The organism is Aquimarina gracilis, assembly GCF_035285365.1.
GTDB lineage: Bacteria > Bacteroidota > Bacteroidia > Flavobacteriales > Flavobacteriaceae > Aquimarina > Aquimarina gracilis.
The window spans coordinates 111,575-128,052 of record NZ_JAYKLX010000006.1; the positions used below are offsets into that span (position 1 = coordinate 111,575).

Genomic DNA, 16,478 nt, shown 5'->3' on the forward strand with positions numbered 1-16,478 from the left:
GGTGTCTGCTTAATACTCATAGTAATAAAACTTTTCATTTAAATGCTTAAGATACAAAGGTGTTTTGTCATTTTTTCTAGCACTCAACCACATGTCATTAGGAATAGTTAAATTATAATCTCTAGACAAATCCTTTAATGGAATTGTTGGAAAGGTATACTCAAAAACGTTTCCTTCTTTTTCTAAAGTTAATGTTACTTTATCTGAAAGTTTAGGAATCACCCTTTGCGCATGAAGTACTGTGGGAACCGTTAAAAATCGTAATCCATAGGCTTTAAAATATTGATCATTTTCTACAGGAACAACTGGCCGAACGGCAGAAAGCGCTTTTTCAATTTCCATTCTCTCTACCTTTAATACCTTGGCTCCTAATGCTTTTTGATGAGCTTTTTGCACACCCTCGATATAAACACCATCTTTAAAATGATAAAGATTTACAGGTAACACCCCGTATTTGGCTACAGTGCCAAATGTAATTTGAGTATGTCCATATTGAAACATTGAAACAATTCGAGATAAGCCAACTTTTATTTCGTGTTCTTTAAGGTTTGGGATTTGATTATGAAGCTTTTCGACTTCTGCATCCCATTCTTCTTGTTTTATTTTCTTGAATAAAAAGGGAAAATTATTATGTACTTCTTTTTGTAAAAACTTCAGATCTTCTTGCCATTGTGAATCAGTAATGGTTTCTTGAGCAAAAGATTCAAAATTGAATAAAAGAAATATACTCAATAAGAGCGTAATAAAAGATTTTGTTTTCATTATACTAAATATTTTGATTGATGTTGTACTAGTATATTTGACAATAAGTGATGACTTGTGTTACAATAATTTTATTTTTTATTCTAAAATCGATAGGAGACTGTTTTTTCTTTCACTTTAAACCCTTCAGATACCACCAAAAAAATAATCTTCTAATTAATTATCAAATCTTAACAGATTAATCACAATAAAAACTACATGGTTTCTCTTTTTTGCTTGCGCTTCATAAGTAAACCAAGTATTGGTACCTGAATCCAAAAAGAATAATAGAAAAAAGTTAGATAGCAGTACTTGGGTATAAAATGTAACCCTTCTCCTCACAATATTCCAATAAAAATCAAATCATAAACAAACAGTAGTACGGATTAATTACCCTAAAAGTATATACAAAGAAGCCTCCTTTAAAAGTAGAATATGAGTTAACCTCTTTTGGACAAACGTTGGTTCCGGTGCTCATCTCAATTGCAGAATGGGGAATGATGGTCACTAATGAGAAAGGGGAAATCATTGCTAATCCTTGAATGTCTTAAATTTTAGTTGTTTTTAACCTTCGTTTACCCCTATTAATTATCTCTTAAAAAGTCTGCCGTTATTGGTCGTAGTTTTATAACTTCATGAAAATATATTGAAGTTCTTCTTCATAATTTGTTTTGCCGTTATTCTTCTATTTAATATATTACAATTGTTTGTTTAATATAAGTCCCCATGAAAAATATAAGCTGTTATCTATTGTTTTTTTTAGGAATTTTATTCATTTCCTGCAGCAACGAAAATTTGGATTCTGATTCAGGTGGTTCAAATTCTGGAGCAGATGAAGAGAACCTCGACGCCAATGGATTACCTGAGATGCTCTTTGAAGCCCAATTACCCAATATACCAAACAATAATGAATATACTATTGATTTAACTCAATGGGATATCCCCAGTAATGGCACAAATGCAATAAAAACTACAGCCAATTTACAAGCAGCAATTGATTGGGCTCACCAAGAAGGTTATAGTCGTGTTATTCTACCTAATGGCGAATACCTGGTTGGCGAAGATGTGAATGATATCTACCAAGGCGGTATTGAGATTCATGGTGATACAGAATTTGTATTCAGTGAAAATGCCGTTTTGAGAATAGATACTAATAACAAATGGAATTATTGTGTTATCAGCCTAGACGGAAATAATATTATCATTCGAGGAGGTACCATTATAGGAGATCGTGATACACATATCTTTACTCCTCGTGAAACCGACGGAAGTACAGTTCATGATGAAGGTCATGGTATCTGCGTATGGAATGATAGTAATCAAGTACTAATTCAAGACATGAAAATGCATAGTTTAACCGGGGATGGTTCTCTGGTAGTAGATGCAAAAGACGTTACTTTTAAAAATAATAACATCTATAACAATAGACGACAAGGTATTTCTATTGTTGGTGGTATTCGTATAGAAATAAGAGATAATGAAATCCATCATATTAACGGAACAACTCCGCAATTTGGCGTAGATATTGAAGGTCCCGGCCGTATTGATGAAGATATTTTGATACAGAACAATTATTTTCATCACAATACAGGGGGAGATATTGTAAATGCAACTGGAGAAAATGTATATATTTTGGATAATGTAATGGAACAGGGTGATGGAAACACCTATGTCGATGGTCCCATTGTAAGTTGGCATACCACCCATAATATTATTGCAAGAAATACCATTACAATGGTAACGGGATCGGTTAACGGAAGGTTGGGTTATATTCAGTATTCAAGCGGAGGGGAAAAAGGTCATAATCGAGCTACCTATGTACATGAAAATGTTTGTAATAGCTGCGGCATGTATATGTACAAAAGTTCTGATGCCGATGTACGCCGTAATAAGTTTCTTGGTTACTTTTTGGCCTTTAGCGAATTTGACGATGTAGTATTAGTAGATAACCTGGTCACTTATTCTGAAGATCACCCTAATCTTAGATTTTGTTGGACGTATCGTTTCAATGATGTTACAGGTTTTGCAAGTGGAAATTATGTAGAAGATACGCTTGAAGAAATTCCTTTATCCGATACTACACCTTATTCTATGCAGTGTGTGATAGATGGGTTTTAAAAAAGTAAAAAGGGGTTACTATTTACTTTTTGTTTCTTTAATGCGATAACAACTTTTGTATTCATTTTTTGTCTTTATTCTCTTCAATTAATTTATCATCTTTCCATACGCCCTGGGTTACAATTTTACCATCTTTACCATAAAACACTCCTTCTCCATCACGTTGATCATTTTTCCAATGCCCGGTATATTTTTCGCCATTAGGCCAAAAATAGGTACCCATCCCATTACGGCGATCATTTTGATATTCTCCTTGGTAAGATTCTCCATCGGGCCAATAAAAAGATCCTTCACCATGTCTTAAATTGTCTTGCCACTCTCCTTCATACCTACTACCTGTGTCAAAAAGAGCAATTCCATAACCATTAGCTTTATTGTTACGAACCTGACCCACATAATGCAATTTATGCTTTTTGGTATTCTTAAATGTGAGATATTGCCCTCCTGATTTTTTTTGCAATTGCTTTTTCATACGGCTAAGTTGTACCCTTGTCTTTTCTAAGACAAAATTCAATGAATCATATCTGCGTATTTCAAAAGGAGTCGCAGCATAGTTGGCATTTATCGAATCCAATTTTTGTTGCTCATCCGAAATAGAATCATTGATACTTGTTCCTATACTGAAATCCATTAATTGTTGTGCCAGCTCAATTCGAAGTTTAACATCTGTACTAAAATTATCTACTACGGTATCAAACTGCTTTTTATAGGCATCAATTGCAGATTTGTATTGCCCTTTTACCAACATCGAATCTATTTGTAGCAGCTTATTTTGAAATGCAATCTTACTCGCTGCTTGAGTTTCTTTAATCTGGCTTTCTTTTAATTTTTTATGTAATTTTTTGGTTTGGAACATACTAAAAACAGCTCCAATGATTGCTATGGTAAGTAAACCATATAAAATACGATTCATTTTTTTGGTTCTCATTGTTCTTAACTATTGGTTAACGGTTAATACACATTAGTCATCCAGATGAATTGCTGGTAGTTTATTCTTAACTTTTCTGAAATCAGGTGAAAAATACACATGAAACCTGGCGGTCCAACTTTGTTTATAAATACCTGGATTTGCCAAAGTTTGCCCTTGCGAATACATAATTCCGGCCGCCAACGTTATTCGCGGAGTAAGAATATAACCAAATGAAGCATGTAAACGAAGATCTTCAAAAGGACTTCCTACCACAGGCTTACCACTTTGCATAATCAATTCGGCTTCTGGAGAAATATAGAAGGTTTTGGGTTGTAATTTATGAGAATTTACTGGAATTTTCACTTTGAACATATATCGCCACCTGTTTCTGAATTCATACTCACTATCGTCAGCAAAATCCTGCGTCCATCGATGCTCTATACGAATTCGATGATAGAACATCATCGTAGAAATGGGCATCGCAAACATGTATTGATGCCAAATTCTCCATTCGGGAACCAAATTCCTATCAACAGAAGACGCATCAGTATTAAAGTTCAGTCTTAATACTCCTCCAAGACTAAAATTAAACTTTTTTGAGTAGATATAACCTATTGCATGCCGGTTATACACTTGCGCTACTTGTCCTACAAAAGGAGTACTCTCTGTTTCTTCAAACCTGAAATGAGTTTGAGCCACCCAAAATAATCGTTTAGAAACCCTAATATTTCCGTAAGTATTTAGCCAAAGCTTGGTAGTAGGTTCTTTAAATTCTGATTCTAAGGGCAAGACTTCTTGTGCCTGTACAGAAAATGCATAACAAACACAAAGAACACATACAACACTATATCGAACACAGTTTTTTATCATGTGTTAGTTCTTTTCAATTTGGGAATTTATAGAAAGACGTTCCAAAATAACCAAAGGATCATCTTCTTTTCTTAGTTTACGCTCAAGTTTTCGGGTGTCTTCATCCCTTAATTCTAGCATTCTATCATAAGTGGCTTCTACAAGATTTATCCATTGTTCGGTTTCTTCACACGGCAAGCCATCTTCTATTCTTTTTAAATAATATGGAATCAAAACATCTTCGTATGCCATAATAAGACGTTTTTTAATGGTTTCATTCATGATTGTTGCCGTGAATGGATTCCATACAGCATCTTGGTACTTTGATCTTATATCATATTGTTGCGCGGGTAATTTGGAAATTGTTTCTCCCACCTTGTCCAATTTCTCAAAACACTGTACCAATTCGCGAGCATAATCAAGCTTTGCTTTCACATCATTGATACTTGAGTATTTACTTAGCTTATCTTCGGTATCTTTCTTAATATTTTGAAGCGTATTAAAAAATACCGGTGGTATGGTATCGGCTCTCAAAGAATCACTTAATTGATCCAAATAATTACGTTGAGCAATCATCTTTTTTTCCAAGGCTATGGCTTCCTGTTCTCGCTCTTGTTTGGTTATTTTTTTGGCTAGTATCTGTTGAATAGAATCCAAACGATACAATGTTTTATGTGATAGATTCTTCACTGAAATTAAGGAATTTCCATTCACTCCTTTTTCAATTTTATGTACATCTGGAACTCCATCAGGCCAAATTTTGGAAAGAAGTTCCTTTCTTGAAACAAAAGAAATTTTTTCTTCTTTATAAAAAGAAACAAGTTCTTCTAATGGGTCAAGAATTTTTTTAGAGATTACCTCAAGCGATTCTTCTAGGGAACGTACATTTTCATCGGATAACCTAAGAATAGTAAGTTGCGTATTACTTAATAAAGAATTACTAATGCCTCTAGATGACTCATAGTTCTTTGAAATGGAATCTAGGCGAACTTTTTCTATAGTCTCTAGAGGGAAATATGGAATCTTTACATTGAATTTTGATAAAAACGTGAATGAAGTTTTTTTCGATAAAATAGAATCAATATTCTTGTAATAACGATCATTTTGACTTAATAATCGCATAATTCCACCATCTACAAGTTTTTTAGAATCCTTTTTCTGTAGCTTTATTTTTAAAACATCGAGATATTTTTTATCCAGGGTAATAGTTTTAGTATTGGCCTTAGGTACATTATCAAATATTTTAATCTTCTCTATTCTTCCATTACCAGACCGAATCTCTACACTTTCCAATATACCCTCGTTGAAATTCCAAGATTCTATTTCATCAATATTCTCATCAGAATAAAGCGTCCATTTATCATGAGCTATTCCATTCCTTAAAAACATACCTACTAGTTCCTCCTTTTCATCTTCAATAGTAAAACTAAGTTGAGGAACCCCATTATTAAAATCTACTACACTTTTGAAAGTGAATTTATCAACCTGTGAATTTTTGATTTGCTGGACAACATACACCCATTGACCATCGGGTCTTCCGTTTTGGAATGTCCCGGACGCAATTTGCTGTGTGCCACTTACATTTACTAGATATTGATTATCTTCGACAGTACTCGCTTTATCTGTCTTAAATTCGTTGAATTGAAATTTCCAGAATCCGGATGGGGTATTATCCTTAAAATTTCCTTTTATTGAAAAAGAAATATCGCCCTTTTTCAATAAAGCTTCTAGATTAGAACTCTTTAATAAGAATGATCCATTAAGAAGGGTATCATTATTTGCGATTACATAATGATACGAGGCTTCTCCTTTATAAGTTCCGATTTGGGATGGTCCTTCATAAAGCTTTTTTTCTTGTCCACTTAAAACTATTGGAAGAGCAAGCAAAACTCCAAAGAGTATACGATATGACAAATACTCAAGTCTTAAAATTATCATAATTCAAAAGAACTAAAATTATTTGATACGACTTGAATTTACAGGAAAAATATTACAAAAAATATTGCTAAACCCTATGAAACATAACTAAGTATTTGCATTTTACTTGTATAAGCTTATTTCTATGATAAGCGAATTAGTTTGAAGGTCGTATACTTCATTGCCTTATTATGAGTATACTTAAAAGAATTGCTAATTAATCTATCTTTTTTTCCACATAGGAATCAATACCAAAATTATAAATATGCAGTTCATTGCTTTTTTTACCTGCTGTTTCAAGAAACTTAAAACGTAATAGTTCATCACTAACAAAATGATCTTTAGGCTGTTGGATGCAAAGTAAATATAGGTTTACCAGGTATTTTTCCTTTTAGTTTGTTATCATCCAAACAAAGCATGATGACCTAGTAAAAGAGTAAATACATCCATTCGTACTTTTTCTAAACGGAATTTTAGAATACATTAGCATATACAAGGCAAAATCATATTCTAATTAATTTTTCGGGTAACTATCATCTGCAAATCACTTTTCCTTTCTGAAGCGCATATTGAGTATTGCCGATACGCCAACGCCCTGTATACAACTGTTGAGGATTAATAGGATATATTCCTTCTCCTCCATTGGCAAAATTCAATTGTAATGCAGGTCCGTTTTGGCCAGGTATCACTTTCCAGGTACCAAAATTAGAGCCATAATTAGCACCGTGGGCATTACCTCCATAATCCCCTTCTACACTAAAAGACCCTTCATAATTGACACCAAACCGACCATCTTTGCAAAAATTCACATACGTCATAGAACTCGCCATACTATCATTAAAAAGAGACGTGCGTTGGTAGTATACCAACTGGCTACCTGCAATCTGCTGCGCATATAATTCTAAATTACCCATCTTATTATTAGGTGTATCTTTAAAATATGGTGTTAGGTCTACGTTGTCTAATTCATGATCTTGGGACAAACGAAGATATTGATAGGTAACTCCCTGAAAGAGAACTATTAATTTATTCTTGCCTGAAGTAGCGCTAAAATCGTAATTTCCAATTTCGGTATAAACAATACCTTTCATTTCCTGTTGATGAACCTCACCTTTTAATGGAAAAACTCCATTTGATGTTTGCAAAGTCCCGTGAAAAGAATCTGTCATAGGCTTAAACCGTAATGTAAACGCTGCGTTGTGTGCTTTAAAAGTTCCTGTAAATTCAGTTTCCTGCCCATAAACCGCAGACAATAATAAAGTGATTATAGCTAAAACCAAAATCTGTAAATGCCGATAATTCTCCATTAAAGAGCAATAATTTGTATGAATAATTGGATTCTAATGTAACTCCTGATAAATATAACTAATCTTTATTTCTGTTTTTAAGTATAAGTAAAATTATAACCAATAGAATTAGCCCTAAAAGAAATGCATACCAAAAATTGAATGGTTTACTACTAGTTACAATTGCAAAAGGCGACAAACTGTTTACAACACCGCAAATGATATTATTATCTGTATCGATAGAGGTAGTAACGTCGATCCATTGTCCATTTTCAAAATGTAAAAGTTGCAGATCAGAGCTTTCACACGATTCATTATATTCGAGACATACTTCAATATTACCAGAAAAATTGGCGGTTGTTGTAATATTATAAAATTCGTTAGGATCACATATTGAAAAATTCCCACCGAACCCTGGTCCATTTTTTTGCTTGGTTACTGTTGTGGTTCCCGTACCATTTATCTGATCAAATTTTAGAGTACCGTTATTACTGCTAACTTCAACACTAGCACCAAGAGGAGTATTAACTGGATTGCTATATAGGATAATATCATTCATTATGTTTTCTGCAAAATCTGTTTGTATGTATACCTCTCCTATTCCATCATCAAGATCTTCAAAAGCACATTGTGTATACCCCCCATTTCCAGTTACCTCAATCGACGGATTTATGTCGATTAAATTACCTGGGGTTGCATTGTTAGTTTCTTTGTATGCTTTAACAACACTATAGGGCTTTGTGGTGTTAGGCCTTGGGTCTTGATTATTTCTTGCTCTAAGGCTAATTTTGGGTATTGTTTTATACACCCAAGTATCCGAATTGTTAATATCAAAACCAAAAGCAGTCATATCTACAAATCGAAATAAAAACTTTCCACTAGGGCAATTGGTACATGTTGGATTCGAGCAATTGTTATTTAAAAAACTATAGAACAAGACCTTATCTTGTACAACTTTATCACCACCAATCTTTCCATTTAAAGTTTCTATTACAAATAATGTTTCATTCGGGTCATTCGATGTTCCATTATTAACTCCATCAAGATCAACAGGAAACCCTTTCTTGTTTCCTTCACAAATAAACGTTGACGGGACTTTTATAGCCATATCATCTGAAGCCTTTGGAGGGTGTAACCCTTCAATTCCATAGGATACCGCGTCGATAAGCGTCCAATCTCCGGGAATTGTAGTATAGATGGTAATTTCTGAAAACGGCTCGGTTGTTATTATTCCAAAATACCGAACCACGTTGTTTGGCAAACTTTGAACAACTTCTTCTAAGATTCCTGTTACTCCGGTATCGGTTTTAAAAGATAGTGCTCCCTGGGTTACAGAGTTATTCCAGTCTACAAGATAGAAACCAAAAGTGTTTATTTGTGCCGATGAGCCTTGAAAATTAGAAAATCTAAACGATGATGGATTCTCTTCTGTACTTAGCGCTCCTGCAGAAAAGAAAATTGCTTGATCCCCATCTGCAGCATCTAACGAAGGGTCGGTGGTTGTATTCCATACTTGCATTAAACCTGAACCCCCTCTATCCATCTGAAAATTATCATTGATATCTGACGCCGGAATTTGAGTAAGAACTGTGGCACCTGTAACCGGAGTCATTCCTTCAAAACTTTCGGTAGTAACTGTTCCAGCATATTTGAGAAACTCTGTTCTGTCCTTAATGACACTTGCCTGAGCTATCAAATCAAAAAAAGACAAAAAAACAACTAAAAAGAGAATTAATCGTAGAAACTTAACCTTTGCATGCGTATACCTAATTTCCATAGTGTCGAATTTATAATGTTAATATCAATACAAGAATAATGGGGGTATACTTACTAATTCTAAAAGAGGGAGTCAATTCGTAATCAAAATTAGAATCTCTTGTTTGGATAGTAAAGAGGTAAATCACCCCTTCATGGAGGGTCGAAAACCTAAATTGGGCTCAATACATTTCTTTTGAAAAAGAATTAAAAAAAAACTCCAAGAATGCTCTTGGAGATTTTTTGTTTCCTATAGTCTTTACTTATTATTCTGTCATACCTTCAAGATCCAACATAAAAGCATAATATAATGCAGTACGTTTGTAACGAGCAAACCTTCCCGAGGCTCCTCCATGTCCGGTTTCCATATCACAATCCATAATCAACAGATTATCATCGGTTTTTAACTCTCTGAGTTTGGCAATCCATTTTGCTGGTTCCCAATATTGTACCTGACTATCCCAATAACCGGTTGTTATCAATATATTTGGATAATCCTTTGCCGCAACATTATCATAAGGCGAATACGATTTCATGTATTCATAATACTCTTTATCCTTTGGATTTCCCCATTCGTCAAATTCAAAAGTAGTTAAAGGAATGGTCTCATCCATCATAGTCGATACTACATCTACAAAAGGTACGGCGGCTACAACTCCGTTCCATAACTCGGGTTTCATATTAAGAACAGCTCCCATTAAAAGTCCTCCTGCACTTCCGCCATAAGCATACATATGTTTTGGGCTGGTATACCCTTCATCAACCAAATATTGAGCACTATCTATAAAATCTGTAAATGTGTTCTTTTTCTTTAAAAGTTTTCCATCCTCGTACCAGTGTCTTCCCATTTCCTGACCACCTCTTATATGTGCCATAGCGAAAACAAATCCTCTATCAAGTAAACTAAGCCTCGTAGAATTAAAAAATGGCTCTGTACTGCTACCATATGACCCATAAGAATATAGCTGTAATGGCGTGTCTGCACTCTTTTCGGTTCCCTTTCTATATACCAGTGATATTGGGATTTTTACCCCATCTCTAGCCGTTGCATATAATCTTTCTGACACATAATTGTCTTTGGAAAAATTGGGATCAACAACCTCTTGCTCCTTTAGGATTTGTTGCTCCTTGGTATCCATATTGTAATCAATGGTGCTATTTGGAGTAGTTAAAGAAGTATAGCCATAACGTAAAATATTAGTATCAAAATCCAAATTTGTAGTTGGATATGATACATAAGCAGGGTCCTTAAATTCTATATAATGATCATTGTCACCATTCCATTTCATAACTCGAATGGTTCTAAGGCCATTAACACGCTCTTGTAACACTAAATGATCCTTAAAAACAACAAAACTTTGCAATAGAATATCATCTCTATGAGGAATTACATCTGCCCAGTTTTCTTTTGTAGTAGCTGCGATAGGAGTTTTTGCTAGTTTAAAATTAGTTGCATTATCGTTGGTTCTGATATAAAAATGGTCTCCAAAATGTGCAACATCATATTCTAGATTTCTTTCTCTAGGCTGAATAACTTTCCACTCACCATTGGGAGTATCTGCAGCAAGATATCTATGTTCTGTAGATAAAGTTTGATCACTACCTATCATGATATATTTATCAGATCTCGACTTATAAACATAACAACTAAAGGTTTCATCTTTTTCTTCAAAAACAAGTTCATCCTCAGATTGATCCGTGCCCAAAACATGCTTAAATATCTTATCTTGCCTAAGCGTAACCGGATCTTTTGAAGCATAGAAAACAGTTTTATTATCATTGGCCCAAACGGCACCCGATCCACTTGCATTTTCAATCTTATCTTTTATTAATTCCCCTGTTTCCAGGTTTTTGAAATATATAGTATATCGACGTCTGGAAACAGTATCAATTCCAAATGCCAGAAGTTTATTGTCTGGACTTATAGATCTTCCTCCGAACCCATAATAAGAATACCCTTTGGCCATTTCGGGACCATTAAGCATTATTTCCTCTTTTGAATTTTCTTTTAATTTCTTACGACAATACAACGCATAATCCATCCCTTTTTCGAAACGAGTATAGTATGAATATCCATTATCATTATAAGGAACAGAAGAATCATCTTTCTTAATTCGCCCCACAATCTCATCATATAGTTTTTTCTGAATACCTTCTGTATGCTTCATAGCCGATTCTTTATAATCATTTTCCGCATTCAGATAATCCAAAACATCTTGCGTTTGAGCATCAGGTGTTTCAGCATTCTTTTGATCATCTGTTAGACGCATCCAGAAATAATTATCAATGCGGGTGTCGCCATGGGCAGTAAGTTCTTCTGCTATTTTTTTTGCCGCAGGTGTTTCAAGAGATTGATATGGTTTGGTTGTAGTTTTATTCTCGTTATTACACGAAATAAAAAGTAAGCCAGAAGCCATAAATAGATTGATGATTTTTGTTTTCATAAAAAATATTTGATTTAATTGTATTTCTTCTCTTTAATTTGAAATGTAATTTATGTATTTAATCGTTTTTGCAAATAAAAATAAGAGTATTATTGAAATCTAATTAGCTTCTAAAGTTATAGTTTTTAAAAAATATACATTTCAAAAATGCATATTAACCTTAATAGCGTCTTTTTATCGTTAAAACATTCTATTTATCGATTTATCTATTCAATTTTCAACGTTAGATTAAACCAAGTCTTTTTATCTGTATATTTTCGTAATATGAAAAGTATTAAGGATACTTCTTTTTACAACGATGCTATACAGGTACTTTCTTACTCGTTTGGAGATTATTATCTTTTCGAGAATTTTATAATTGGCGAAGTCAATAAAGATATTGTATTCACATGGAAAGACCATGCAAAAAGTGTTGTAGAAGAAATAACAAGCCTGTATGACCAAAATGGAAAGGATTTGGTCTATATTTCCAATAGGATACATCCCTATTCTGTAGTACCAAGTGACTGGATTCACTTTTTTAAGTACAGCTACTCCTTGAAAGGATATGGCATCATAAGTTATGATCAAAAGGGAAAACTAAATACCATGTTTGAAAAGTTATTCATGCGCAGTAAATTTAGAAGTTTCGACAATCTTTCTGAAGCCATTAGCTGGGCCAAAAAACTAAACAACTCTAAAGAAGAAAGTGCGGCCTAAAAAATCTAATAATGATTGATCAACGAATGCTTAATTCTGATACTTTAAGTGTATCGACCATTTTGTTAGCACTACTATTTTTTTTCAATCGTTAATGATGTAAATGCCTCCATTATATAGAGTTTGTCCGTATACGCTCCAACAGATATTGGTGTATGAATGTAGTTTTATGATCATCATCGGCAATTAAAATATTGGATTGCTCTTTTTTAGCAAAAATTTGGTGATTCTATTTATAAAAAAACGTATCACATCGAGTTTTTGTTTTCCAAATAATACAATTACTATTAACAAATAATAGTTTAACTTTTGGTTAATAAAATTATAACATTTCCAAAAGGGTGATTATTACCGACAATGTTAAACTTGTACAAAATAATGTTATCGCAATGATAATATTTTGCGGTATTGGTAGGGTAATTTCCGTTTTACCTGTTCATTGGTAAATCGGTTATCTTATGACTTTTTCTACTGAAAAACTAAGAAAAATAGAAATGTTAGATTTTTTTCTAACACACTATGTCACGTTTTCGATTTTAAGGCCTTATATAGATAAATAAATCAATGAAAACTGTTTTTTCTTTAGCGAATTTAGTCATAACCATTGATCCGATCCTTACTGACTAAAACACAATAAGAATGAAACACAAAAATTTTGGATTAACAGAGGCTTCTTTTGAAAAACTCATAGCCGATTTAAAAAGAAACAACACCTGCTTCTTTGAGCAGGTATTTCTTAAGCAATTTCAGGAAACAATGAATTATCTAACTAGAGAATACAAAGCCAGTCATGAGGATGCATACGATGCCACGATGGATGCTCTTATCGAATTTAGAACTCGATTTGTTGATGGTAAATTACAATACGGAAATTTGCGCTTCCTATTTACCAAAATGGCTTCCCAAATGCTATTTAGAAATAAGAAAAAAAATACCGTAGATGTTGACGGAATTGCTTTCTTAAGTCATGAAACAGATACCCCACTGGAAGATTCTTATGAAATGGACTTGCTTAATAATGCCTGGAAAAAGCTCGGGGACTCATGTAAAGAATTACTAACCCAGCATTTTTATGGAAAGATGAAATTATCAGAAATAGCTGATGAATTTCAAAAGAGCCCTGCAACAATTAGAAAACAAAAGGAACGATGTCTAAAAAAACTTAAAGATCATTTTGGACTTAAAACAACAGTCAAGTCATGAAAGAAAAAATAAATAAACTCCTCGACCCAAATATTTCTTCAAAAGAAGAAGATCAAATCTTTGAAGAAATCTTAAAAAGAAAACACGATAGTGATCTTAGAAACAAATGGCAAGAAACACTAAGTCAAGAATACGGAATAAACAAAAACATTTCCAGTATAAAAAAGAATAATTCTTCTAAATACTTTAAGATCTTTTTGGCTGCAGCAGCATGTATTGCATTAATTCTTACAATACAACTAACAAATAATTCTCTTGATAAGAATACGACCAAAATCGCCCAATCATATCTATCAACTCAGGAAATATTACACCCTGGAGCTTCAAAAGGTATTGCAGAAGAAAACCAAAGTAGAATCTTAGCTATTCAAGCCTTCAATAATAAAGAGTATCGGCAATCAATCATTCATTTTGAAACTTTGAGCGAGGTAACCGAAGAAGATCAATATTATCATGCCATGGCACTTTTATTAAACAACAACTATCAAGAAGCCATTCAAAAATTTGAAGAAACAAATAAAGACCGCTTCAGACAAGAAATAAACTGGTACCAATCCTTGGCGTATTTACTTAATGAACAAAATGAAAAAGCACAACATCTTTTGAAACAAATAAACACAAGTGATTGGAACTATACTTTGTCGCAAGAACTATTAGAAATAATTAAATAAAAACTAGTTCAGGCTTATCCTCTTATTTGGCCATACTCAACCATTAAAAATCAATTTAACTCACTTAAATTATGAAAACATTCAAGCATTGGTTACTTATAGCATTATTTCTGCTAGCTGTTTTTCCTGTATTCGCACAATATGTCGACAGTAGTAACAACAATCAAATAAATCAGCAAAACAAAGATAGTGACGACGACGATGACGATGATGATGATTGTGACGATGATGATGATTGTGACGATGACGACGATGATGATGATGATAATTGTATTATCAAGCATCCATCCCTATATTTTGTAAAATTAAGTCCTCAAATCTCTGAAGCAGAAGTAGATCAGTTATTAAATGAACTAAATTCTGATGAAATCTGGTATAGACCAGAAATTAATCTACGCTTATGGAACACGCGTGTATTCCCCTACATCGATGCTATGGGGCAACCCGTTACCAATATTGATGCTCAAGTTACCAGCGCTGAAAAGAAGACAGATGTGGATGGTGTAGATTTTAATATTGGGCATATTGTCCCCAATCAACCCACAGGTGCAACCGGATTTTGTTTTGAGGATATTGTCCCGCAAACCAATATTGGTAATAATCCGATAAAAATATCAATCTTTGATACGGGTATTACTCAAGTGACAGGAAGTTTTCCAGGCTATTCTTTTACCATACCTCAGTACACAGGATACGATTATGTTGATGATGATGAGACTCCAGATGATCGTAATGGCCACGGCACCCATGTGGCAGGAGTTATTTACCATTTGCTTAGTCAAGCCGGTGCCCCATCTTCGATTTCTTTTGATATCAGAAAAACCCATGATGCCTTAGGTCAAGGATTCGTGTCTAATCTTATTCCAGCCATACTAGATGCAGTAAACGAAGGTGCCGATATCCTTAATCTAAGTTTTAGCTATCAAAACAGAAATACAAATCCAATCGGAAGACCCCTAAAACTAGCTATAGACTATGCCGAACAAATGGGTGCCATGGTCATAGCAGCAGCAGGTAATACCAACAGAAATAATGATGCTAATGCAATCATATCTTTTCCGGCCTCTTATCCTAATGAAAATATTCTTTCTGTAGCTTCTACAAGTTGTCTAAACCAGTTAAGTGCATTTAGCAGCTACGGGCAATTGTCGGTCGATGTAGCTTTATTAGGGGATAATATTCCCGGACCTAACCTAACTGGCACAGTTGGTTATCGATCCGGCACCTCTTTTGCTACGGCAAATGTAACCGCAATGGCTGCAATATTGGCAACACATCAAAACGCTTTTGATTATAATAGTATTAAATGTAGTTTAATAAACACATCAACGGCATCACCAAGCCTATTTCAAAAAGTAGTGGCAAACGGGAGTATTAATTTTCCAGCTGCATTTGATCAACTTGGTAATGGATGCAACTCCACAAGTTTAAATAAAACAACCATAACCAATACTAAAGCAAATCAATACAATATGTTTCCCAATCCATTTAAGGAGCGCTTACGTTTAACATCAAATAGTAAGGACAGTGAAGAAATTAATGTTTCTATCTATACACAACAAGGGCAACTGGTAGTACAAAAAAATGTTCAATTAAAAGATAAAAAAACGGTAACTCTGGAAGAAACTAGTCTGTTAAAACCGGGAATGTATGTAATAAAAATCTCAACAAAATCAGGGATCACTACAACTGAGGCAGTAATCAAGATGTAGTCAATAATAAGTACCTAAAAATAAATTGCGTTTATTGTAAAAATAAACGCAATTATTATTTAATAGCACTAGACTCCTAGCGCCTAGTCTACATTAGTTTTTCGCTGTGCAGATGTAACTTGCCACCACCATAACATTATGACCTATAATGATACTCTTTAAAATCATTAAAT

13 protein-coding genes are annotated in these 16,478 nt (G+C 33.8%); 6 read left to right on the top strand and 7 right to left on the bottom strand.

Features of this window, described 5'->3' with window-relative positions; genetic code table 11:
- Nucleotides 1–9: 9 nt before the first annotated feature.
- The gene (locus tag U6A24_RS13300; protein ID WP_324180476.1) at nucleotides 10–762 is read right to left on the bottom strand and encodes a hypothetical protein; all 753 of its coding nucleotides are present in this window, start codon (nucleotides 760–762) and stop codon (nucleotides 10–12) included.
- Between the two features lie 368 nt (nucleotides 763–1,130).
- Between U6A24_RS13300 and U6A24_RS13305 the strand changes: the two genes are divergently transcribed.
- Both U6A24_RS13305 and U6A24_RS13310 read left to right on the top strand, forming a co-directional pair.
- Complete coding sequence (locus U6A24_RS13305; RefSeq protein WP_324180771.1) at nucleotides 1,131–1,283, top strand: winged helix-turn-helix transcriptional regulator; 153 nt, start codon at nucleotides 1,131–1,133, stop codon at nucleotides 1,281–1,283.
- Nucleotides 1,284–1,467: 184 nt separating this feature from the next.
- Complete coding sequence (locus tag U6A24_RS13310; RefSeq protein WP_324180477.1) at nucleotides 1,468–2,859, top strand: right-handed parallel beta-helix repeat-containing protein; 1,392 nt, start codon at nucleotides 1,468–1,470, stop codon at nucleotides 2,857–2,859.
- Between the two features lie 61 nt (nucleotides 2,860–2,920).
- Here the strand turns inward: U6A24_RS13310 and U6A24_RS13315 are convergent, their stop codons facing one another.
- The 6 genes from U6A24_RS13315 to U6A24_RS13340 all read right to left on the bottom strand — a co-directional run bounded on the left by U6A24_RS13315 (nucleotide 2,921) and on the right by U6A24_RS13340 (nucleotide 12,020).
- A complete protein-coding gene (locus U6A24_RS13315; RefSeq protein WP_324180478.1) occupies nucleotides 2,921–3,787 on the bottom strand; it encodes an MORN repeat-containing protein in 867 nt (288 codons plus the stop codon).
- Between the two features lie 33 nt (nucleotides 3,788–3,820).
- Nucleotides 3,821–4,639, bottom strand: a complete 819-nt coding sequence (locus U6A24_RS13320) for a DUF2490 domain-containing protein (RefSeq protein ID WP_324180479.1) — start codon at nucleotides 4,637–4,639, stop codon at nucleotides 3,821–3,823.
- A gap of 3 nt (nucleotides 4,640–4,642) precedes the next feature.
- Nucleotides 4,643–6,556 (bottom strand): hypothetical protein, encoded by a 1,914-nt coding sequence (locus tag U6A24_RS13325; RefSeq protein ID WP_324180480.1) that lies wholly within the window; start codon nucleotides 6,554–6,556, stop codon nucleotides 4,643–4,645.
- Nucleotides 6,557–7,068: 512 nt separating this feature from the next.
- Nucleotides 7,069–7,842, bottom strand: a complete 774-nt coding sequence (locus U6A24_RS13330; RefSeq protein WP_324180481.1) for a hypothetical protein — start codon at nucleotides 7,840–7,842, stop codon at nucleotides 7,069–7,071.
- Between the two features lie 58 nt (nucleotides 7,843–7,900).
- Complete coding sequence (locus U6A24_RS13335; protein ID WP_324180482.1) at nucleotides 7,901–9,598, bottom strand: hypothetical protein; 1,698 nt, start codon at nucleotides 9,596–9,598, stop codon at nucleotides 7,901–7,903.
- A gap of 244 nt (nucleotides 9,599–9,842) precedes the next feature.
- A complete protein-coding gene (locus U6A24_RS13340; RefSeq protein WP_324180483.1) occupies nucleotides 9,843–12,020 on the bottom strand; it encodes a S9 family peptidase in 2,178 nt (725 codons plus the stop codon).
- A gap of 264 nt (nucleotides 12,021–12,284) precedes the next feature.
- Here U6A24_RS13340 and U6A24_RS13345 point away from each other — a divergent pair, with 264 nt between their 5' ends.
- The 4 genes from U6A24_RS13345 (at nucleotide 12,285) to U6A24_RS13360 (ending at nucleotide 16,305) form a co-directional block, all read left to right on the top strand.
- Entirely contained in the window at nucleotides 12,285–12,719 is a 435-nt protein-coding gene (locus U6A24_RS13345) for a hypothetical protein (RefSeq protein WP_324180484.1), read from the top strand.
- Nucleotides 12,720–13,358: 639 nt separating this feature from the next.
- A complete protein-coding gene (locus U6A24_RS13350) occupies nucleotides 13,359–13,922 on the top strand; it encodes an RNA polymerase sigma factor (RefSeq protein WP_324180485.1) in 564 nt (187 codons plus the stop codon).
- Nucleotides 13,919–14,593 carry a tetratricopeptide repeat protein gene (locus U6A24_RS13355; protein ID WP_324180486.1) on the top strand — a complete coding sequence of 225 codons (675 nt, stop codon included), beginning with the start codon at nucleotides 13,919–13,921 and terminating at the stop codon, nucleotides 14,591–14,593. The genes U6A24_RS13350 and U6A24_RS13355 overlap by 4 nt, the downstream gene beginning before the upstream one ends.
- 71 nt (nucleotides 14,594–14,664) lie before the next feature.
- On the top strand, nucleotides 14,665–16,305 hold the full coding sequence (locus tag U6A24_RS13360; protein ID WP_324180487.1) for a S8 family peptidase: 1,641 nt from the start codon (nucleotides 14,665–14,667) through the stop codon (nucleotides 16,303–16,305).
- The last annotated feature ends 173 nt before the right edge of the window (nucleotides 16,306–16,478 follow it).